The sequence below is a fragment of the Rhodococcus triatomae genome, assembly GCF_014217785.1.
Lineage (GTDB): Bacteria > Actinomycetota > Actinomycetes > Mycobacteriales > Mycobacteriaceae > Rhodococcus_F > Rhodococcus_F triatomae.
The window spans coordinates 2,020,452-2,040,867 of the sequence record NZ_CP048814.1; the positions used below are offsets into that span (position 1 = coordinate 2,020,452).

19 protein-coding genes are annotated in these 20,416 nt (G+C 70.4%); 13 read left to right on the forward strand and 6 right to left on the reverse strand.

The window, feature by feature from the left end:
* Positions 1-65 precede the first annotated feature (65 nt).
* Positions 66-920: an enoyl-CoA hydratase/isomerase family protein gene (locus G4H71_RS09500; protein WP_072737504.1), complete on the forward strand. Its 855-nt coding sequence runs from the start codon at positions 66-68 to the stop codon at positions 918-920.
* A complete protein-coding gene (locus tag G4H71_RS09505) occupies positions 917-1,954 on the forward strand; it encodes an NAD(P)H-dependent flavin oxidoreductase (RefSeq protein WP_083343024.1) in 1,038 nt (345 codons plus the stop codon). Before G4H71_RS09500 ends, G4H71_RS09505 begins: the two co-directional genes overlap by 4 nt.
* Here the strand turns inward: G4H71_RS09505 and G4H71_RS09510 are convergent.
* The gene (locus G4H71_RS09510) at positions 1,909-2,778 is read right to left on the reverse strand and encodes an NAD(P)H-binding protein (RefSeq protein WP_072737505.1); all 870 of its coding nucleotides are present in this window, start codon (positions 2,776-2,778) and stop codon (positions 1,909-1,911) included. The genes G4H71_RS09505 and G4H71_RS09510 overlap by 46 nt on opposite strands.
* A gap of 41 nt (positions 2,779-2,819) precedes the next feature.
* On the opposite strand from G4H71_RS09510, the gene rraA reads away from it, so the two are divergent.
* On the forward strand, positions 2,820-3,290 hold the full coding sequence (gene rraA / locus G4H71_RS09515; protein ID WP_072737506.1) for a ribonuclease E activity regulator RraA: 471 nt from the start codon (positions 2,820-2,822) through the stop codon (positions 3,288-3,290).
* Positions 3,291-3,386: 96 nt separating this feature from the next.
* The gene (locus tag G4H71_RS09520; protein WP_072737507.1) at positions 3,387-4,541 is read left to right on the forward strand and encodes an epoxide hydrolase family protein; all 1,155 of its coding nucleotides are present in this window, start codon (positions 3,387-3,389) and stop codon (positions 4,539-4,541) included.
* A gap of 147 nt (positions 4,542-4,688) precedes the next feature.
* On the opposite strand, the gene G4H71_RS09525 is transcribed toward G4H71_RS09520, so the two are convergent.
* The gene (locus G4H71_RS09525; RefSeq protein WP_072737508.1) at positions 4,689-5,090 is read right to left on the reverse strand and encodes a winged helix-turn-helix transcriptional regulator; all 402 of its coding nucleotides are present in this window, start codon (positions 5,088-5,090) and stop codon (positions 4,689-4,691) included.
* A gap of 124 nt (positions 5,091-5,214) precedes the next feature.
* Between G4H71_RS09525 and G4H71_RS09530 the strand changes: the two genes are divergently transcribed.
* Both G4H71_RS09530 and G4H71_RS09535 read left to right on the forward strand, forming a co-directional pair.
* Complete coding sequence (locus tag G4H71_RS09530) at positions 5,215-6,135, forward strand: NADP-dependent oxidoreductase (protein WP_072737509.1); 921 nt, start codon at positions 5,215-5,217, stop codon at positions 6,133-6,135.
* Between the two features lie 158 nt (positions 6,136-6,293).
* Positions 6,294-7,676, forward strand: a complete 1,383-nt coding sequence (locus G4H71_RS09535; protein ID WP_072737510.1) for an alanine--tRNA ligase-related protein — start codon at positions 6,294-6,296, stop codon at positions 7,674-7,676.
* 17 nt (positions 7,677-7,693) lie between these two features.
* On the opposite strand, the gene G4H71_RS09540 is transcribed toward G4H71_RS09535, so the two are convergent.
* Positions 7,694-7,909, reverse strand: coding sequence for an RNA-binding S4 domain-containing protein (locus G4H71_RS09540; RefSeq protein ID WP_072737511.1), 216 nt, complete (start codon positions 7,907-7,909; stop codon positions 7,694-7,696).
* A 99-nt stretch (positions 7,910-8,008) separates the two neighbouring features.
* Between G4H71_RS09540 and lysX the strand changes: the two genes are divergently transcribed.
* The 4 genes from lysX to G4H71_RS09560 are packed head-to-tail and all read left to right on the forward strand — an operon-like array spanning position 8,009 to position 13,501.
* Positions 8,009-11,410 carry a bifunctional lysylphosphatidylglycerol synthetase/lysine--tRNA ligase LysX gene (lysX, locus tag G4H71_RS09545; protein ID WP_072737512.1) on the forward strand — a complete coding sequence of 1,134 codons (3,402 nt, stop codon included), beginning with the start codon at positions 8,009-8,011 and terminating at the stop codon, positions 11,408-11,410.
* Positions 11,407-12,060, forward strand: a complete 654-nt coding sequence (locus tag G4H71_RS09550) for a DUF998 domain-containing protein (RefSeq protein WP_072737513.1) — start codon at positions 11,407-11,409, stop codon at positions 12,058-12,060. Before lysX ends, G4H71_RS09550 begins: the two co-directional genes overlap by 4 nt.
* A complete protein-coding gene (locus G4H71_RS09555) occupies positions 12,057-12,896 on the forward strand; it encodes an alpha/beta fold hydrolase (RefSeq protein ID WP_246442322.1) in 840 nt (279 codons plus the stop codon). Before G4H71_RS09550 ends, G4H71_RS09555 begins: the two co-directional genes overlap by 4 nt.
* 5 nt (positions 12,897-12,901) lie before the next feature.
* Positions 12,902-13,501 carry a histidine phosphatase family protein gene (locus G4H71_RS09560; protein ID WP_072737590.1) on the forward strand — a complete coding sequence of 200 codons (600 nt, stop codon included), beginning with the start codon at positions 12,902-12,904 and terminating at the stop codon, positions 13,499-13,501.
* A 34-nt stretch (positions 13,502-13,535) separates the two neighbouring features.
* Here the strand turns inward: G4H71_RS09560 and G4H71_RS09565 are convergent, their stop codons facing one another.
* Both G4H71_RS09565 and G4H71_RS09570 read right to left on the reverse strand, forming a co-directional pair.
* Positions 13,536-14,969: an amidase gene (locus tag G4H71_RS09565; RefSeq protein ID WP_072737514.1), complete on the reverse strand. Its 1,434-nt coding sequence runs from the start codon at positions 14,967-14,969 to the stop codon at positions 13,536-13,538.
* A gap of 9 nt (positions 14,970-14,978) precedes the next feature.
* Positions 14,979-15,509: a hypothetical protein gene (locus G4H71_RS09570; protein WP_072737515.1), complete on the reverse strand. Its 531-nt coding sequence runs from the start codon at positions 15,507-15,509 to the stop codon at positions 14,979-14,981.
* A 161-nt stretch (positions 15,510-15,670) separates the two neighbouring features.
* Between G4H71_RS09570 and G4H71_RS09575 the strand changes: the two genes are divergently transcribed.
* A complete protein-coding gene (locus G4H71_RS09575; RefSeq protein ID WP_139183227.1) occupies positions 15,671-17,281 on the forward strand; it encodes a protein kinase family protein in 1,611 nt (536 codons plus the stop codon).
* A gap of 56 nt (positions 17,282-17,337) precedes the next feature.
* Positions 17,338-18,243, forward strand: a complete 906-nt coding sequence (locus G4H71_RS09580) for an SDR family NAD(P)-dependent oxidoreductase (RefSeq protein ID WP_072737516.1) — start codon at positions 17,338-17,340, stop codon at positions 18,241-18,243.
* 2 nt (positions 18,244-18,245) lie between these two features.
* Here G4H71_RS09580 and G4H71_RS09585 read toward each other — a convergent pair whose 3' ends face one another.
* Complete coding sequence (locus G4H71_RS09585) at positions 18,246-18,662, reverse strand: acyl-CoA thioesterase (RefSeq protein WP_072737517.1); 417 nt, start codon at positions 18,660-18,662, stop codon at positions 18,246-18,248.
* Between the two features lie 211 nt (positions 18,663-18,873).
* Between G4H71_RS09585 and G4H71_RS09590 the strand changes: the two genes are divergently transcribed.
* A complete protein-coding gene (locus tag G4H71_RS09590; protein ID WP_083343059.1) occupies positions 18,874-20,412 on the forward strand; it encodes a molybdopterin-dependent oxidoreductase in 1,539 nt (512 codons plus the stop codon).
* Positions 20,413-20,416 lie beyond the last annotated feature (4 nt).

Below are 20,416 nucleotides of genomic sequence, written 5' to 3' on the forward strand. Positions count from 1 at the left end.
GGGTGGTCGGATGAGACGTGCCCGGGAGCGTTCGCTGCGGGCGGGTCCAGTCGAAGGAGTCATGCATGGGTTCCGTTCTCGTCGAGCGCGGCGACGACCACGATCAGGGTGACGACGGCGTCGCGGTCGTCACCCTCGACCGTCCCGAACGCAAGAACGCGTTGACGTTGGAGGGGTTCGTCGAGCTGGGCGAGGTCTTCGATTCCCTCGCCGACGACCCGGCCGTCCGGACCGTCGTCCTCACCGGCGCGGGCGGGAACTTCTGCACCGGCTCCGATCTGGGCTCCCGCAAGGCGCAGCACCCGCTCGACCGGATGCGCCGGATCAACCGGGCGGTGATATCGCTCGCGGAGTTCCCCAAGCCCGTGATCGCCTCCGTCGAGGGGTACGCCGTCGGCGCCGGGTGGAACATGGCGCTGCTGTGCGACCTCGTGGTCGCCTCCCGGACAGCGCAATTCAGCCAGATCTTCGCCCGCCGCGGGTTGTCCATCGACTTCGGCGGGTCCTGGATCCTGCCGCGTCTGGTCGGGCTGCACCGCGCGAAGCGGCTGGTCCTGCTCGCCGAGACCGTCGGCGCCGCCGAAGCCTACGACCTCGGCCTGGTGTCGACGCTCACCGAGCCGGAGGACCTGGACGCGACGGCCCGCTCGCTCGCGACCCGGCTGGCCCAGGGCGCACCCGTCGCGCTGGGTCAGTCCGCGCGACTGCTCGAGCACGGATCGACGTCGTCGCTGGCGGAGGCGCTGGACCGGGAAGCGGCGGCACAGACGGTGAACTTCGCGACCGATGCGCCGGCTGCTCTCGCCGCATTCGTCGCCAAGGAGATGCCGGTGTTCGCCGGTGACTGGCTGGTCGGCACGGCCCCGGACCGCGAGAACACGGACCGCGAGAACGCCGCGATGACGGGAACCGTGCGATGACCCTGCCCCCGATCCTGCGCGACCGGCTCCGTCTTCCGGTGGTGGCCTCCCCGATGTTCCTCGTCTCCGGCCCGGAACTGGTGCTGGCCCAGTGCCGCTCGGGCATCGTCGGCTCCTTCCCGACGCTGAACGCCCGGCCCGCGTCGATGCTCGGCGACTGGCTGGACCGAATTCGCGAGGAACTCGCCGACCACGACGCCCGGGAGCCGGAGCGTCCGGCCGCGCCGTTCGCGGTCAATCTGATCGTGCACCGTACGAACGACCGGCTGGACGCCGATCTCGCGACCGTCGTCGAGCACCGGGTCCCGATCGTCATCACCTCCCTGGGCGCCAGGACCGAGGTCGTCGACGCCGTGCACTCGTACGGCGGCATCGTGCTGCACGACGTCATCGACGACATCTTCGCGCGCAAGGCGATCGAGAAGGGGGCGGACGGCCTGATCGCAGTGGCCGCCGGTGCAGGGGGCCACGCCGGCCGACTGTCTCCCTTCGCTCTCGTGCAGGAGATCCGCACCTGGTTCGAGGGGCCCCTGGCGCTGTCCGGCTCCATCGCGCACGGTCGCTCGATCCTCGCCGCACAGGCCGCCGGGGCCGATCTCGCCTATGTGGGTTCGGCATTCATCGCCACCACCGAGGCGAACGCGGCGGACGGCTACAAGCAGATGATCGTCGATTCGTCGGCCACCGACATCGTCTACTCCGACCTGTTCACCGGGGTACACGGCAACTACCTCGGCGGTTCCATCTCCGCTGCCGGTCTCGACCCACGCAACCTGCCCACCTCCGACCCCTCGGCGATGAGCTTCGGGTCCGACCGGAAACCCAAGGCGTGGCGGGACATCTGGGGAAGCGGTCAGGGCATCGGCGTGGTCGACGAGGTCCGGCCGACGGCCGCCGTCATCGAGCGGATGGCCACCGAATACGACCGGGCGCGCTCCGCGCTCGTCGCGAGTCGAGCACGCCACCCCGACCCCGAGAGCACGGCCACTCAGAGCAGCAGCCGAGCCCAGCTGTCCGGGTGGCGCTCGAGGTAGTCCTCGAATCCGATCGGCGCGTTGCCGGTCAGCCTGGCCACGTCGTCGCTGACCGGTGACAGTTCTCCCGCGGCGACGGCAGCGTAGGACGTCACCCATCCGTCCACCTCGAACGCGGGGGCACCGTAGTGGGCGCGCGAGGCATACGCCTCGTCGAGGGTTTCGTCGACGAACCGGATCCGCCTGCCGGTGACGCGGCTGAGTACTTCGGCGGCCTCGGTGAGCGTGAAGGCCTCCGGACCGGTGATCCGGTAGGTGGCGCCGTCGTGCGTCCCGTCGGCGGAGGCGAGCACGGCCGACGCGGATGCGGCGACATCGTCCGGTGCGACGGCGCCGACCCGACCCTCACCCGCGGGCCCTCGGATCACGCCGGTGTCGTCGACCATCGCCGGGAGCATCGACTGGTACCAGCTGTCCCGCAGGAACGTGAACGCCAGGCCGCTGTCCCGGATGTCCCGCTCGGTGAAGTGGTGGTCCCGGCCGAACGTGAAGGTGCAGTCCTCGGCGGCACCGAGGAACGACAGGTAGACGATGCGGCGCACGCCGGCCCGGTGCGCGGACTCCACGACGGTGCGGTGCTCCTCCCGGCGGTGCGCGCTCTCCCGGCCGGACACGAAGAACACCGTGTCGACGTCGTCGAAGGCGGTCACCAACGCGCCGCCCTGCTCGTACGTGGCCACCGCGAACGTGGCGTCGTACGCGTCGGCGAGCGGGGCGAGCACCGCCGGATCCCGGCCCACGAGCCGCACCGGCAACCGGTGCCCGATGTTCCGCAGGACCAACCCGCCGATGGTTCCGGTGGCCCCCGTCACGGCAATGGTCATGCCAGCGATACTGCCAGCTGGCGGCCACTATTCTGCTTCCTATGACAGAACCCGTGGCAACCGCAGACCTCGCCGACGAGATCGGCCCCGACATCCGTAGCTGCGATACGCAGTTCACCCGGTACGGGGGACGCGAAGTCTTCGCCGGCCCGATCACCACCATCAAGTGCTTCCAGGACAACCTGCTGGTGAAGCAGACCCTCAGCGAGCCCGGCAACGGTGGCGTCCTCGTCGTCGACGGAGACGCGAGTGTCCACACCGCTCTCGTCGGCGACATCATTGCCGGGCGCGGCGTCGACAACGGCTGGGCGGGCGTGATCGTCCACGGCGCGGTCCGCGACTCGTCGATCCTGAGGACTCTCGACATCGGCGTGAAGGCCCTGGGCACCAACCCGCGCAAGAGCACCCAGACCGGCTCCGGGGAGAAGAACGTGCCGGTGAGCTTCGGCGGCGTCACCTTCCATCCCGGCGAGATCGTCTACGCGGACGCGGACGGCGTCGTCGTCCGCTGAGACAGCGATGCGGAAGGGGCGGGGATCCGGCGGTCTCGGGACGGTCGCGCCCGTCAGCGGACCGTAGCTGTCCTCGATAGTTCCTAGCGTGGCGGCATGAGTACCGATCAGACCGCCGTCCGCCCCTTCCGCATCGACATTCCCCAGACACAGATCGACGATCTGCACGCACGCCTGGACCACACGCGCTGGCCCCATCAGCTCCCCGACGTCGGATGGACGCGGGGCGTGCCGACGGACCACGTCCGTGAGCTCGCCGACTACTGGCGGCACTCCTTCGATTGGCGTCGTCAGGAGGAACTGCTCAACGCCCGGCCACAGTTCGTCACCGAGATCGACGGGCTCCGAGTCCACTTCGAGCACATCCGCTCCCCCGAACCCGACGCCCTCCCGCTGGTCCTGGTGCACGGCTGGCCCGGCTCGCCGGTGGAGTTCGCCGGCGTCATCGACGCTCTCACCGATCCTCGTGCCCACGGCGGCGACCCGGCGGACGCGTTCCACGTCGTGGTTCCGACGCTGCCCGGCTTCGGATTCTCCGGGCCGACGGAGGTGACCGGGCAGGCCGCCACCGAGCGCGCCGCCGCGCTGATCGCCGCCCTGATGGACCGGCTCGGCTACGAGCGGTACGGCACTCAGGGCGGCGACGCCGGCTCGTTCGTCGGCCCACAGCTCGGCCGTCTGCACCCCGGACGGGTTGTCGGCGTACACGTCAACGGGCTGCTCACCATTCCCTCGTGGGACGTGGACACCTCCGGGTACAGCGAAGCCGACCGGGCGAAGGTCGCGCAGCTGAGCGAATGGGGCAGTGACACGGGCGGATACGCCGCCATCCAGTCGACCCGCCCCCAGGCGCTCGCCTACGGCCTGACCGATTCCCCGGTGGGACTGCTCGGCTGGCTCGCCGACATCTTCCACCTCTTCACCGACCCCGCCGTCGATGCCGTCCACGAGGCCGTCGACCAGGACGCGTTCCTCACGAACGTGAGCATCTACTGGTTCACCGGCACGATCGGCTCCTCGATGCGGCTCTACACCGAGGGCGAGCAGTGGGGCGCCACACCGGCGTCGTCCGGCGTGCCGACCGCGTGCGCGAACTTTCCGGGCGACGTGACCGTCCGCGCTCTCGCCGACGAGCAGAACAACGTGGTGCGGTGGACGGACTTCGACCGCGGCGGCCATTTCGCGGCGATGGAGGCGCCCGATCTGCTGGTGGCGGACGTTCGCGAGTTCTTCGCCGATCTCCGCCGGTGACGGTTCGGCGCCCATTGATCCGAAGTGTTCACGCACCGAACGAGAGCGTGGACGCGACCGAGATCGCGAACCTCGCCGTCGCGGAGGCGACGTTCCTGCGCGACGACGCCGCCTCGCGGCCCGGACGGGGGCCGACCCCGGCCGCGGCTATCCCGTCCGGCTCGCGTGCCGCTCCCGTGATTCGAGAATCTCCGGAATGTGCTCCTCGGCCCACTGCTTGACCTGTGCGAGCACATCCCGCAGGCTGCGGCCCAGCGGCGTCAGCTCGTAGTCGACGCGCACCGGGACCTCCGCGGTCACGGTCCTCGTGACCAGACCGTCGGACTCCAGGTTGCGCAGGGTCTGGGTGAGCATCTTCTGACTGACTCCGGCGATGTGGCGGCGCAGTTCCCCGTAACGCAACGGCCCGTCGGTGAGCGCGGAGAGGACGAGCCCCACCCATTTGTCGCCGATCCGTTCGAGCAGCATCCGACTGGGGCATGCTGCCATGAACGCGTCGTACGCCTGCCGCTCGAGTTCCCGTCTCTGCTGTGCCGACTGCGTGACCACGTCACATCCCTCCGGGTTGCCTACGCACTTCAAGGTACCTGGTATCCCACAGAGAGTAACCCTGCCAGTGTTCTTCTCGACAGCGGCCCACCCGGGCCGCGTCCGAGACGAAAGGACCGAAGCCATGCGTGCAGCCGTCGTTCACACCCCCGGTGGTGTCGAGAGCATCGAGCTCGTGGACGTCCCGGTACCCACACCCGGGCGGGGCGAGATCCGGATCGCGGTCGCGGCCGCCGGGGTGAACCCCGTCGATCTCGCCACCCGCCGAGGTCTCTTCCACGACCTCGGTGTTCTCACCCCGGGCACGCCCGTCGGGTTGGGATGGGAGGTCGCCGGCACCGTCGACGCCGTCGGCACGGATGTGGGCACGTTCCGGGTGGGCGACCGAGTGGCCGCTCTCGTGACGGATCTGTCGGCACCGCTCGCCGGGTACGCCGAGTACCTGGTGGTGGGTGCCGACGCCGCCGCCACGCTCCCGGACGATCTGGAGCTCACCGCCGCCGCCACCCTGCCGCTCAGCGCCCTGACCGCGGACCAGGCGCTGACGACCTCGGGTGTACGGGCCGGGGAGACCCTGCTCGTCACCGGAGCCGGCGGCATGGTCGGCGGATATCTCGTCCAGCTCGCCGCGCGGCAGGGTGTCGAGGTGATCGCCCTGGCGACCGACGCCGACGAACCCGTCCTCCGGGAGTTCGGTGCGCGGGCCGTGCTCGATCGCGACATCGACGTGCCGGCAGCGGTGCGCGCACTACGGCCCGCTGGCGTGGACGCGGTCGTCGATGCCGCGAACATCGCTGCGCCCGCAGTGGATTCGCTGCGTCCGGACGGCACCTACGTCGGGCTGCTTCCCGCGTTCGCGCCGACCGCCCCCCGTGTCCATGTGGCGACGGTGGAGGTGCGCGCAGACGGCCGTCGGCTCGCCGAACTCGCCCGATCCGGGCTGACCGCTCGCGTCGCCGAGGTGGTGCCGCTCGCGGACGTCCGCCGCGCCCACGAGATCGCCGAGAAGGGCGGGCTACGGGGCCGCCTCGTGCTGGTTCCCTGAACCAGCCACCCCCTACCATCGTCCCGCCACCTGGGGTTTCGGCACGATGTCACAGCGGATCGTTCAGATCGAACTGCTGTGACATCGTGCCGACTGCCCCGCGGGCGTTCCGACGAAATCCGCGTGCGGGGCCGGGCGCACGTCCCTAGGGTTCGGGTATGGACGCTCACGACATCCGCGACGCGTACCTGCGCTTCTTCACCGATCGCGGGCACCGTGTCATCCCGCGCGCCCCGCTCGTCCCCCGCGACGACCCGACGACGTTGTTCAACGGCAGCGGTATGCAGCAACTGGTGCCGTACCTCCTGGGCCGGGCGCACCCGCTGGGAAGCCGGCTCACCGACAGCCAGCCGTGCCTGCGTGCGCAGGATATCGCCGAGGTGGGCGACAACCGGCACACCACGTTCTTCGAGATGCTCGGAAACTGGAGTCTCGGTGACTATTTCAAGTCCGAGCAGATCCCGTGGTTCTGGGAGTTCCTCACCGGCGTCGTCGGCCTGGATCCGGCGCGCATCTACGTGAGCTGTTTCGCCGGCGACCCGGAGCACGCGATCCCGCGGGACACCGAGAGCGCGGGCATCTGGGCGGAATTGTTCGACGCCGCGGGAATCGATTCGGACGCCGTCGATCTCGACACCGACGAGCGTGCCGCCGCGGTGGGCACGGGCGGTGCACGGATCGCCTTCTACGGGCCGGACAACTGGTGGTGCCGGATGGGCAGCGCAGACGCGATGCCGGTCGGCGAACCGGGCGGGCCGGACTCGGAGGTGTTCTATCTGTATCCCCAGGTCGAGCACGACCCGGCCTACGGCGAACACTGCCACCACAACTGCGACTGTGGGCGTTTCATCGAACTCGGGAACAGTGTCTTCATGCAGTACTCGCGCACCGAGTCGGGTTTCGCCGAGCTGCCTCGCCGCAACGTCGACTACGGCGGCGGCCTGGAACGGATCGCCGCGGCGGCGGTCGACAGCCCCGACGTGTTCCGGATCAGCCTGCTGTGGCCGATCGTCGAGAAGCTCGAGCAGCTGTCCGGCGCCCGGTACGACACGCACACCAAGGCGCTGCGGGTGGTGGCGGACCATCTGCGAGGTGCCACGTTCCTCGCGATCGAGGGGGTGCGCCCCGGCAACAAGGAGCAGGGGTACGTCATGCGTCGCCTCGTGCGACGGGCGATCAGATACGCACAGGGCCTCGGGCTGGAGGAGAGCTTCCTCGCCGAGATCGTCCCCACCGTCGCGGGCGTCTACCAGGACCGATATCCGGAGGTCGCGGCCCACCGAGACGAGGCGATCGAGGTGCTCGCGAAGGAGGAACGCAGCTTCCGCCGGACCGTGCGGCGCGGCATCGCCCTCCTCGATTCACTCGGGACGCACGTTGACGGCCACGACCTGTTCACCCTGCACGACACGTACGGATTCCCCGTCGAACTGAGCCTCGAGGAGGCGCATCAGCGCGGAACAGACGTCTCCGCCGAATGGCGGGTGGAGTTCGACGCGGACATGGCCGCGCAACGCGAACGTTCCCGCGCAGGGCGATAGCGGGAGCCCGGGGCCGGCTACCCCGAGGCGACCTGCACACTGATCCCGCCCAGCTCCACCACGTCGCCGTCGCGCAGTTGACGGCCCCGGCGCGTCTCCACCTCACCGTTGACGCTCACCAGGCCGTCGGCGATCACCTCCTTGGCCTCGGCCCCGGATTCGATGAGGTTCGCGAGCTTGAGGAACTGGCCGAGACGGATGGACTCGTCACGGATGTGCAGCGTGTCGGACATGTCCCTATCTTGCACTTTCCCGCGAAACCGGCGCGAGGCGAGCACACTGGATCAGACCCCTGCCCGCGCCGGACGCACCGGAAGGATCGGAAGGAACTGATGTCTGCCCCCTCGGAACCGGACGCCCCCGAAACGACCGACAGTGCACCGGAGCTCGCCCCCGCGGGTGTCCCCGCGGAGACCCACCGGGCCGCGGCGCTCGCCCGCAAGCGAAGGAAGGAACGCACTCGCCTGCACCAGGTTCCGCACATCGCCGGGCTGATCCTGGGCATCTTCTCCGTCGTGGTGTTCCTGTGGAGCCTGTCGCCGACGCTGCGTCACTTCGTGCACACCCCCCGTGAATGGGTGGACGACTACCTGTTCGACGCCCCCGACACCAGCCTCGCCTACGCGCTGGTGATCGGCTTGCTCGCCGCGGCGATCGCCAGCCGCAAGCGCATCGCGTGGTGGCTGCTCACCATCTATCTCACGGCCTTCGCGATCCTCAACGCCGTCGTCATGGTCGCCGACCGCGACGTGAGCGCCGGCATCGGCCTGGTCGTCCAGGTGTGCGCGATCGGGGTCCTGGTCGCCTCGTACAACGAGTTCTACACGCGGGTGCGCCGCGCCGCCGTCTGGCGTGCCCTCGGGGTACTCCTCGCGGGCCTCGCCATCGGCACGCTGGTCGGGTGGGGGCTGGTCGAGTTGTTCCCCGGCACCCTGCCGTCGGGGGAACGGTTCCTGTGGTCGCTGAACCGGGTCACCGCACTCGTCTACATCGACAACGAGGACTTCGGCGGCCGCCCCCACGGCTTCGTCAACACGCTGCTCGGGTTGTTCGGCGCGATGGCACTGCTCGCCGCCGTCATCACCCTCTTCCGCTCCCAGCGTGCCTCGAACGCACTCACCGGATACGACGAGTCCGCGCTGCGAGGACTGTTGCGTCAGTTCGGCGCCGACGATTCGCTGGGCTACTTCGCCACCCGCCGGGACAAGGCGGTGGTGTTCTCGCCGGACGGCAAGGCCGCCGTCACCTACCGCGTCGAGATCGGGGTGTGCCTCGCCAGCGGCGATCCGATCGGCGATCCGGAATCCTGGCCTCAGGCGATCGAGGCGTGGCAGACGCTGGCGACCGGCTACGGGTGGGCCACTGCGGTGATGGGTGCGAGCGAGCAGGGCGCCGCCGCCTTCCACGCGGCGGGAATGACCGTGCTGCACCTCGGCGACGAGGCGGTACTGCAGACCCGCGACTTCAGCCTCGGCGGCCGGGACATGAGGCAGGTCCGGCAGGCGGTGAGCCGGGTCCGGCGCCAGGGCGTCACGGTGCGGATCCGCCGGCACCACGAGGTACCCGAAACCGAGATGGCGGAGGCGGTCCGGCTCGCCGACGCCTGGCGCGACACCGAGACCGAACGCGGCTTCTCCATGGCGCTCGGACGGCTCGGTGACCGGCTCGACGGCGACTGCCTGCTGGTGGAGGCGGTGACACCCGACGAGGCGGGCGAAGACGGCCGGGTCGTCGCGCTGCTCTCCCTGGTTCCGTGGGGTGCGAACGGAGTCTCCCTCGACCTGATGCGCCGGGATCCACATGCCCCGAACGGCGTCGTCGAACTGATGGTCACCGAGTTGGCCACGCGCTCGGAGGATTTCGGGATCACCCGGGTGTCGTTGAACTTCGCGGTGTTCCGGTCCGTGTTCGAGGAGGGTTCGCGGATCGGCGCGGGCCCGGTCCTGCGGATCTGGCGGTCGACGCTGCTGTTCTTCTCCCGATGGTGGCAGCTCGAGGCGCTGTACCGGTCCAACGTCAAGTACCACCCGGACTGGGTACCGCGGTACCTGTGCTTCGACGACAACCGGGAGCTGTTGCGCGTCGGATTCGCGTCCGCCGTGGCCGAGGGCTTCGTGACCCTGCCCCGGTTCGGGCGCCGACACGCGCGAGAGGCGGTTGCCCACACCGGAACCCACGAGGTTCTGCCGTCCCGGGTGATCACGGCCGAGGGGCTGAACGCGGACGGCAGCCCGCCGGAGGTGGACCTCGTCCCCGAGGCTCCCGTCCGCCGCAGGCCCGAGCAGGTCCGGGTGCGGATGGCCAAGCTGCCGATGCTCGAGGAGCAGGGCATCGACCCCTACCCGGTGGCGTACCCGCCGACGCACACGGTGGGCTCCGCATCCTCGCTCCCGGACGGCACCCGCGTCCGGATCGCCGGTCGGCTGTTGCGGATTCGCGATTACGGCGGCGTCGTCTTCGGCCTCGTCCGGGACTGGTCCGCGGACCTGCAGATCCTCGTCGACGCCGAGCGGGTCGGGGCGGACCGCACCGCCGCGTTCGCGGCCGAGTTCGACCTCGGCGACCTGATCGAGGTCAGTGGTGTGATGGGACGCAGCCGCCGGGGCGAGCAGTCGTTGCTGGTCACCGACTGGCGTCTGATCGGCAAGTGCCTGCATCCGCTGCCGGACAAGTGGAAGGGGCTGTCCGATCCCGAGGCCCGGGTGCGGCAGCGGTACGTCGACCTCGCCGTCAACGAGGACTCACGGCGACTGCTCGAGGCCCGCAGCGCGGTGGTGAAGTCGCTGCGGGACTTCCTCGGGGGACGTCAGTTCCTCGAGGTCGAGACGCCGATCCTGCAACGCATCCACGGCGGCGCCAACGCGGCACCGTTCACCACCCACATCAACGCCTACAACCTCGACCTGTATCTGCGGATCGCGCCCGAACTGTTCCTCAAGCGGCTGTGTGTGGCCGGGATGGAGAAGGTGTTCGAGATCGGCCGCGTCTTCCGCAACGAGGGCGTCGACTTCAAGCACAACCCGGAGTTCACGATCCTCGAGGCCTACGAGGCCCACAGCGACTACGAGAAGATGATGGTGCTGTGCCGGGAGCTGATCCAGAACGCCGCGAGCGCCGCGCACGGACGCGAGGTGATCCTCCGCCCGGGACCGGACGGCGAGCTGGTCGAGATCGACATCTCCGGCGAATGGCCGGTGAAGACGATGCACGAGGCGGTGTCGGAGAAGATCGGGGTGGAGATCACCCCGGAGACACCGCTGGAGGACCTGCGGCAACTGTGCGACGAGCACGAGATCGAGTACCCGGCCAAGGGGGACGCGGGGGCCGTCGCGCAGGAAATGTACGAGGCCCTGGTCGAGGACCAGACCGAGTTCCCCACGTTCTACACGAACTTCCCCACCTCGATGTCGCCGCTGACCCGGCCGCACCCGACGATCCCCGGAGTCGCCGCCAAGTGGGACCTGGTGGCCTGGGGGGTCGAACTCGGCACCGCCTACAGCGAGCTCACCGACCCGGTCGACCAGCGGAAACGACTCACCGAACAGTCGCTGCTGGCGGCGGGCGGCGACGAGGAGGCGATGGAACTGGACGAGGACTTCCTCGAGGCGCTCGAGTACGCGATGCCCCCCACCGGTGGGCTCGGCATGGGCGTGGACCGGCTGGTCATGCTCATCACCGGCGGCAGCATCCGGCAGGCCCTGGCCTTCCCGTTCGCGAAGCCGCGCGAGGAATGACCACCCGGCGCGTCGTCGCCGGGCTGCTGTTCGTCGGTGCCGTGGCCTACTCGTCGTGGGTCCTCGGACCGGCGCTGAGCCCGGGCGTCGACACGCTGCGAGGGTTCGCCAGTGAACTGGCGGCCCTCGATCAGCCGCACGGCGTCGTGTTCCGCACCGCCGATCTGGCCACCGGCATTCTCGTCGCCGTCGCGGGAACGGTGGGTCTGTGGCGCCTCTCCCGTGGCTGGATCTCCGCCGTGGCCTGGGTCGGGGCGATCCTCTTCGGCCTCGCCACCGTCGCCGATTCCCGGATGCCCCTCGACTGCTCGGCCGGGGCAGTGTGCCCGGCGAGCGACGCGCAGGACCTGCACGCCGTGAGCAGTTTCTTCGCCGCGACGGGTGGGGTCGTGTCGATGGTGGCGCTGCTGGTGCTCGCGGTGCGCCGGCGGTGGCCCGGGTGGCTGCGCGGATTTTGCATCGCGGCCGTGACGATCCTGCTCGCGGGTACGGCGTGGACGCTGGTCGCCACCGCACTGCAGGACACGCACGACGTCTGGCTCGGCGTCGGCCAACGCACCCAGTTGCTCGCGATGAGCGCGTGGCTGACCGCACTCGGCCTCAGCGTCGTCGGTCCGGGCGCCCGGCAGCGGGTGCGCGGTTCCACGTGAAACGTCCGGGCGAGCTGGTCGCCGGTGCCTACGTGATCGACGAGGGCTCCGGCACCCCGGTCGTGCTGTGCGGCGGGCTCGGCGGCAACTGGTTCGATTGGAACGTCGCCGCCGCCGCGCTGCTCCGGCGCGGGCTGCGGGTCGTCCGCATCGAGCGTCCCGGGTACGGTCTGAGCCCACCTCCCGGCCACGACCCGGACCTGGCCACCGAGGTGGACCGGATGTCTCGCGTCCTCGACGCTCTCGAGATCACCGCGCCTGCGGTGGTCGTCGGGCACTCCCTCGGCGCGGTGTACGTCGAGGGGTTCGCCCGGATCCACCCGGACCGCACGCGGGGTGTGCCGCTGCTCGACGCCACCGACACCACCCACCCGCACCGGATCCTGCCGACCCGGCCGTACGTGGCGGCGGCGCACCGGGTCGGTCGCGGGCTCGGCGGCAGCGCCGTGCAGCGGAGTCTCGCACCGGCCGCGCGGCGCCTCCTCAACCCGTCCACACCACCCGGCGGGCTCCCCGCCGAGACGTCCGCGTGGATCCGCACCGTCTACCGCGACGCGACCTACCTCGAGACCTCGCTGGTGGAGAACGCCGCGTACCCGGCGCTCGCGCGCGATCTGGCCGACCTCCGCCCGGCCCGTCCACTGACCACGTCCACCGTCGTCGCCGCCGCCCACACGGGTCATCGAACACCGTGGGCTGCGGTGTGGATGTGGCGGCAACGCCGTTTCGCCCGCTTCCTCGGCGCCGCCTTCACCGTCGTGACCCCGGCCCGGCACCACGCGATGATCGATCGGCCCGACCGAGTCGCCGCGCTGATCGCCGGTCTGGCATCGTGACCTGCGTGCAGCTGCTCCTGATCCGCCACGCGCTTCCCGAGAAGGTCACCGACGCGAGCGGCCGGGCCGATCCGGCGCTGACCTCCGAGGGCCGGGAACAGGCGGCCCGGTTGCCGCAGGCCCTGTCCCCGTACCGCATCGCGCGGATCTACTCCAGCCCGCAGCGACGAGCGAAGGAAACCGCGGCCCCGGTGGCCGCCGAGCGCGACCTGCTCGTCACCGAACACCTCGGTCTCGCCGAATACGATTACGACCTGCCGCACTACATCCCGTTCCACGAGGCGCAGCAGCTGGCGCCGGACGCGTTCGCCCGGATCCGGGCGGGCGAGTTCCCGAAGTCCGTCGACGGCGAAGCGTTCCGCGCGCGGGTCCTCGACGCGCTGGGCCAGGTGGTCGACGAGTCGGAGCACCAGGACACGGTCGCGGTGTTCGCGCACGGCGGTGTCGTCAACGTGTATCTCCAGGAACTGCTCGGGCTGGACCGACCGCTGGTGTTCCCGCTCGACTACGTCTCGGTCACCCGGGTCCTGGTCTCGCGCACCGGGCAACGCCGGGTGGCGTCGGTGAACGAAACCGGACACATCCGGGACATGTTGCGCCGCTGAACAGTCCGGAGTCCAGTCCCGGGCGATCGCCCGGTCACCTCGCGACGGCGGCGTCCTGGATGCGTCGCCATCCCACCGCCTGCTCGAGTTCGAACGCCAACTCGAGCAGCGTCCGCTCGTCCCCGTGCGCCGCCGAGAAGTGCGCCGCGAGCGGAAGTCCTCGCGAATCCTGGTGCAGGGGCAGCGAGATGCCCGGCCCACCGGCAGCGTTGTTCAACGGCGTGAAGGACACGTGGGCGACGAGGCGGGAGAACAGCTGCTCGAAGTCCTGCGCGGGCGAGAGGTGCCCCAGCCGCGGCGTCGTGTTGGCGACGACCGGGGACAGCACGACGTCGTAGCGGGCGAACATGTCCGCGTACCGCTGCCGGGTGCGGGCCAGGCGATAGAGCACCTGGGGAGTCTTCGTGTAGTTCTTGCGGTACATCGCGTCGAGGCCCCGGGTGAGGGTGTCGGTGCGGGCGGGATCGAAGTCCGCACCGAGCTTCCTACCGCTCTTGGTGATCGCGAACGCCAACAGTGCCCAGTAGAGCGAGAAGTCGTGCTCGAACTCCTTGCCGACCGGCAGTGCCGCATCCTCGACGTGGTGCCCGAGCCCGTCGAGCAGGTCGGCGGTGGCGGCCACCGCGGCGCGGGTCTCGTCGTCGGTCGGCAGGCCAGTCACCGAATCGGTGACGACACCGACCCTCAGCCGGGTGCTCGCCGGGCCCGACACCAGCCGGACCGGAGGCAGCTTCGGGTTGCGGTACGCCTTCTCGGCCTCGGCGAAGAACCGTGCCGTGTCCCGCACGCTGCGGGTGACCACGCCCTGCGCGACGATGCGGATCGGCATGGTCCGATCCATCTGGTCGGCCACCAGCCGGCCGCGGGTGGGCTTGAGGCCGACGAGCCCACACGCGGCCGCGGGGATACGGATCGAGCCGCCACCGTCGTTCGCGTGGGCGAAGGGAACGACACCTGCGGCGACGAGCGCGGCCGAGCCGCCGGAGGAGGCGCCGGGCGAATGTTCGGTGTTCCACGGGTTCCGGACCGGAGGATCGACCATGTACTCGGTGGTGGCGTTGAAACCGAACTCCGGCAGCCGGCTCTTGCCCAGCGAGATCGCGCCGGTACTACGGAACTGGGTGACGAATGCGCTGTCGCGGGCCGCGGGGTGCGGCGTGAACGCGACGCTGCCCTGCCCGGTCGGCTGACCGGCGGCATCGACGTTGTCCTTGAGGATCGTCGGGACCCCGGCGAACACGCCGCTGTGCGGTGCGTGCGATTCGCGGAGCGCTCGATCGAACCCCTCGTAGGCGATCGGGTCCAGGACGGCGCGCACGGATTCGGCCCTGGCGATCGCGGCCTCCACCACCTCGTGGGAGGACACCTTGCCCGCGGCGATCGCCTCGGCGGTGCCGGTGGCGTCGTACTCCCCCAACGCGTCGTCGCGGAAGGTGTGGACGGGTGCGGCGCCGGTCGTCTGATCCATCCTCGGAGACTATGTGACGTGCGTCGCGCGGGAAAGGTCCGTCACGTCCGGACGCCACCCGCCCAGGTACCGCGCGATCCGCGCCTCGTCCCAGCCGTGGGACTCTCGCAGCCCTTGCGCCATCGCCACCAGGTAGGCCGGCGCCGGGGCACTGCGGCGGATCGCGTCCGCCCGCGCCCGCGTGGTGAACGTCCGCATCGGGACACCCTCGCGCACACCGACGTCCAGGATCCGGTCGTAGCAGGCGGGCTCCTGCGCGTGGATGTCGGCGAACTGGTCCTCGGTGACCAGATATGCGCGGGCCGCGACCTCGCCGTCGGCGCCGGCGTCGTAGAACGCACGGCCGCCCGTCCACACCCGTGACTCTCCCGCGAAGAACACCGCACCCGGGAGCAGAAGCGGCACGGATGCCCGTGGCGGTGTCCCGTCCCGCGCGCCGGGGTGCGCGAGGGAGCCGCCCGGCGGACGTCCGCCCTCGAGATAGCAGCGCAATCGGGCCGACGCCATGTTCGACCCGTAGCTGACGTACCAGACCACCACGGTGTCGACCGTACGCCCGTCGGCAAATGCGGCAATTCTCCGATTTCGGAAAATCGGAGGGTCGGATTTGGAGATAATCACGAAAGGCGGTGCTCGATGATCGCGTACCCGGTCCGGGTCTGCTCCGCCGTACTTCCGCGAGCACTGCACAGGGGTGGGTGATGACGAGGGCGAGCCGTCAGAAGAAGCTGAGGCGTGCCGCACGCCGGGCCAAGTCGAAGATCGTCGTCCGGTCGCCGCGGCCGCCTACCGCCCCGGCTCGGCCCACACCGGTTCCGGGAGCGATGCTGGGCTCACGCTATCGGCTGATCCGGCGGCTTCCACCGCACGAGGATCTGTCGGGCTCCCCCGGCTCCTCCCTGTGGCACGCCTACGACATCTCGCTGTGCCGGGAGGTGGCGCTCGGCCTCGTCACCCCCGAAAGGTTCCGGGCGGACGAGGGATTCCGGGCGGACGAGAAGGGCCCGGACCCGCTCCGTTCCTACGCGCGTCGCACCTCGGGCACCGCGTTCGCCGCAGAACCGCACGTCTCGCGCGTGTACGACGTGACGGAGACGGACGGGTGGGTCGTCACCGTCGCCGAATGGATCCCCGGCTGGACGTTTCGGGACGTGGTGCGTACGTCACCCGAGATCGTGGATACAGTCCGCACTGTCCGGAGGCTGGCCGCGGCAGTTGCCCGCGCGCACCACCGCAGCGCGTTCGTTCCGCTCACCGATCCGGCCCGGCTGCGGGTCTCGCGGGAGCACCTCCTCGTCCTCGCCTTCCCGTCCACCCCGGCGAGCGCGGAGAAATCCGACGACGTCGCCGGGCTCGGTGCACTGCTCTACGCACTGCTGGTCGGCACGTGGCCGCTCTCTGCTGCCGAAGGTTCGGTGAGCCGGTCCCGCACGATCGCCGGGCTGCCCGCCGCAGCCCGCGACTCCCACGGCCGAACCCTCGCGCCCGTTCGGCTCCGGCCCGAACTCCCCAGGGAATTGTCGGATATCACGATGTCCGCGCTGCGGGCCGGGGCCGACGGGTGCACCGCGCGGGACGTCGTCACCACTCTCGATCGTGTCCTCGCCGCACTCGTCCCGCCGGAACCCGGTCCGGCCGCGACCCCTGCGGCTCCGACGACGCCGACGACCACCGCCGTTCCGGCCGCACCCGGTCACTTGGAACGCTTCGCGTCCCGGCCCGCGCGGGCTCTCACCGCCGCCGTCGCACTGGTCGTGGGGCTGGGCGCCCTCGGGTGGGTGGTCGGCGCTCGCCTGACATCGCCGGGAGCGCCGGTGGCATCCGCCGACGCCGCCCCCGTGCTCGCACCGCCGCCACCTCCGTCGGAGGTGGCGGTGCTCCCGTCCGGTGCCGTGGTGTACTCGCCGGTGCAGTTCCCGGACAACGCGCACGACGCCTTCCTGGCGGTGGACGCGGACCCGGCCACCTCGTGGTCGTCGGACCGGTACTTCCAGCAGTTCCCAGCGTTCAAGCCGGGGGTCGGGCTCGTCGTGGAGTTCGCCGACCCGGCGGACGTGAGGAACGTCTGGATCGATTCCCCCACGCCGGGGACGTCCGTCGAGATCCGCACCGCGCCTCGGGACGGCGGCGCGCTGGACACCACCCAGGTCCTGGGTGCTGCGGTCACGCAGCCGGGTATCACCCACGTCCCGCTGGACGGCGGCGATTCGGCGATTCATTCACGCCTGCTCGTCTGGGTGACCGCGCTGGCACCCACCGAGGGCGGTTTCCGTTCCGGATTCTCGGAGATCGGATTGTCCGGGAGGCCCTGAGCAGGCCGGCCGGCCGAGTTCTCGACTCGACGCCGCGACTCCACCAAGATGTACGCATGAGCCGGTGGAGCGAGATCAGGAGTTGGCGGTCGGGCGCGAAGAAGAGGAGGCGCCTGCGGGACCTCGAGGGGGCGCTCGTGGTCGTCACCGGCGCGGGGAGCGGTATCGGGCGCGAGACGGCGCTCGCGTTCGCGGCCGAGGGCGCGATCGTCGTCGCGGCCGACCGGGACCTCGAGACCGCCCAGCAGACCGTCGCTCTCGTCGACGAGCACGCCGCGAACCGGGGAGCGACGGCCGTGTTCGGTGGCGGCGCGTACGCCTACGCGGTCGACGTGGCGGACGAGGACCGGGTGCAGCGGCTGGCGTCGGTGGTCCGCGCCGAGCACGGCGTGCCCGATGTCGTGGTCAACAATGCGGGGATCGGCTATTCCGGAACCTTCACCGCGACACCGCAGGACGCCTTCGAGAAGGTCATGGACGTCAACTTCTGGGGTGTCGTCTACGGCTGCCGCGCATTCGCGCCCATGATGATCGAACGCGGCACCGGGGGGCAGATCGTCAACCTGTCGTCGGCCGCCGCCTTCACGCCGCAGAAGATGCTCACCGCGTACGCGACCAGCAAGGCAGCCGTGTACATGTTCTCGGATTGCCTTCGGGGAGAACTCGTTCCACACGGGATCGGCGTCTCCACGATCTGTCCGGGCATCGTGCACACCAACATCGTCAAGACCACCGGGTTCGCCGGGGTGTCCGCCGAGAAGGAGGCGGAGCTGCAGAAGAAGACCGATCGCTTCTACGACAAGCGCAACTACACCCCCGACCGGGTGGCGGCGCAGATCGTCAAGGCGGTCAAGTCCGGCAAGTCGGTCCTGCCGGTCACTCCGGAAGCGCGGTTCGGGTACGTGTGGAACCGGATCGCCCCGGGCGGTAGCCGCGTGGCCGCGAGGTTCGGACTGGAGTAGCCCTACCGCGTCCAGGTCTCCAGGTACGCCTTCTCCTCCGCGGTGAGCCGGCGCAGGCGCTGGGCCTCGACGTCGGCGACGGCCATCTGCGTGGTCGCGGTGACCGCGGGCGGATCGGTCGGCGCGGCCTTGCCGGAGCGCACCTCGTAGGCGATGGTGAAGTCGACGGCGCGGTGCTTGGCAATCCACATCGTCACTCGCAGCGGGCTGTCCGCGTGCCGCAACTGCCCGCGGTACCTCACATGGATGTCCGCGATGAATGCGCTCTTGATCAACGAGGCGTTCTCCTCGCCACCCGCCTCGAGCAGCCACTCGATCCGGGCTTCCTCGAGGAGGGTCACCATGCGTGCGTGGTTGATGTGGTGGAACGCGTCCATGTCCGACCAGCGCACCGACACCGTCGCTTCGTATCCGATCACCGGACGATCCTGACCGGTGCGGTCCCGAGGTGCAACATCGTCGCCGCATCGTGCGGGCGCGTACCCATCCGGGCAACGGTCGGCACCGAATCGTCAGTGAGACCCCGGCACACCGGGCCGAGGTCCGTGACGCGGGGAGGACTGCACCGTGGATGTCGACTCCGCCACTGACGACGACACCGGAACCACGCCGGGCCGACCTCGTCGACGGCTGGTGGCCCGTGCGCTGAGCGGAGTGGTCGCGGCTGCCACCGTCCTGGGTGTCGGGGAACTGGTCGCGGTCGCCGTGGCTCCGGCGGCCTCGCCGTTCTACGCGGTCGGATCGACCACCGTCGATCGCAGTCCCGCCTGGGCACGCGAGTTCGCGATCGACACGTTCGGGACCAACGACAAGCCGGCCCTGTTCATCGGGATGACGCTGCTCATCGTGGTCGCCTCGATCGCGGCCGGTCTGCTCGAGCGCCGCCGACGCCCCGTGGGCAGTCTCGTCCTCGCGGGTCTCGGCGCGGTGGGCGTCTACGCGGCCCTGAGTCGCCCCACCGCCACCTGGACCTACGCCGTCCCGACGATCGTGGGCGTCGTTGCGGGAATCGTCCTCCTGCGACTGCTGATACACACCCTCGACGCCGAACCCACCAGCGAGGAACATTCGCGGCCCGCACCGGGAGGGAAGGTGCGCCGGTTGCCGCGCCGGCAGTTCATCCTGTTGCTCGGCGCCGGCGCGACGGTGGCCGCGGCGGCGGGAGTCGCGGGTCGTGAACTCGGACGACGGATCGCCTCGGTCGCGGAGAACCGGCGGCTGTTCCTCATCCCGCGGGTGGCGGCTCCGGCACCGCCGATCCCGGTCGGCACCGATCTGGCGCCGGTCGGAGCCACCCCGTTCGTGACCCCCAACGCCGAGTTCTACCGGATCGACACGGCGCTCCAGGTCCCGCAACTCACCACCGACGAATGGCAGCTGCGGATCCACGGCCTGGTGGACCGGCCGATCACCCTCGACTGGGACGATCTCACCGCCCGCACGCCGGTCGAACGGATCATCACCCTCACCTGTGTGTCCAACGAGATCGGTGGACCACTCGCGGGAAACGCCCGCTGGATCGGCTACCCCATCCAGGACCTGCTCGACGAGGTCGGGGTGCATGCCGACGCCGACATGCTGCTGTCGAAGAGCGTCGACGGATTCACCATCGGCACCCCCGTGGCAGCGCTACGGGACGGCCGGGACGCGATCCTCGCGGTGGCCATGAACGGCGAACCTCTGCCCCTCGAACACGGGTACCCGGTGCGGCAGGTGGTACCCGGCCTGTACGGATACGTGTCGGCGACGAAGTGGGTCGTCGACTGGGAGCTCACCCGATTCGACCGCGCCGAGGCCTACTGGACCAAGCGCGGCTGGGGCGTGCGGGCGCCGATCAAGACGGCCTCCCGGATCGACGTCCCCGCGGCGTTCGCGCCCGTGACGGCCGGCCCGGTGACGGTCGCCGGGACCGCGTGGGCGCAGCAGCGTGGCGTCGAGGCGGTGGAGGTGCGGGTCGACGGCGGACCGTGGCAACAGGCGACACTGGCCCCGGAGTACTCGATCGACACCTGGCGTCAGTGGACGTGGGAGTGGGACGCGACACCGGGCCTGCACCGGCTGGAGGTGCGCGCCACCGACGGGACCGGGGACACCCAGCCCGAGGATCGGGTACCGCCGATCCCGGACGGGGCCACGGGCTGGCATTCGAGCTCCGTCACGGTCCGCTGACCAC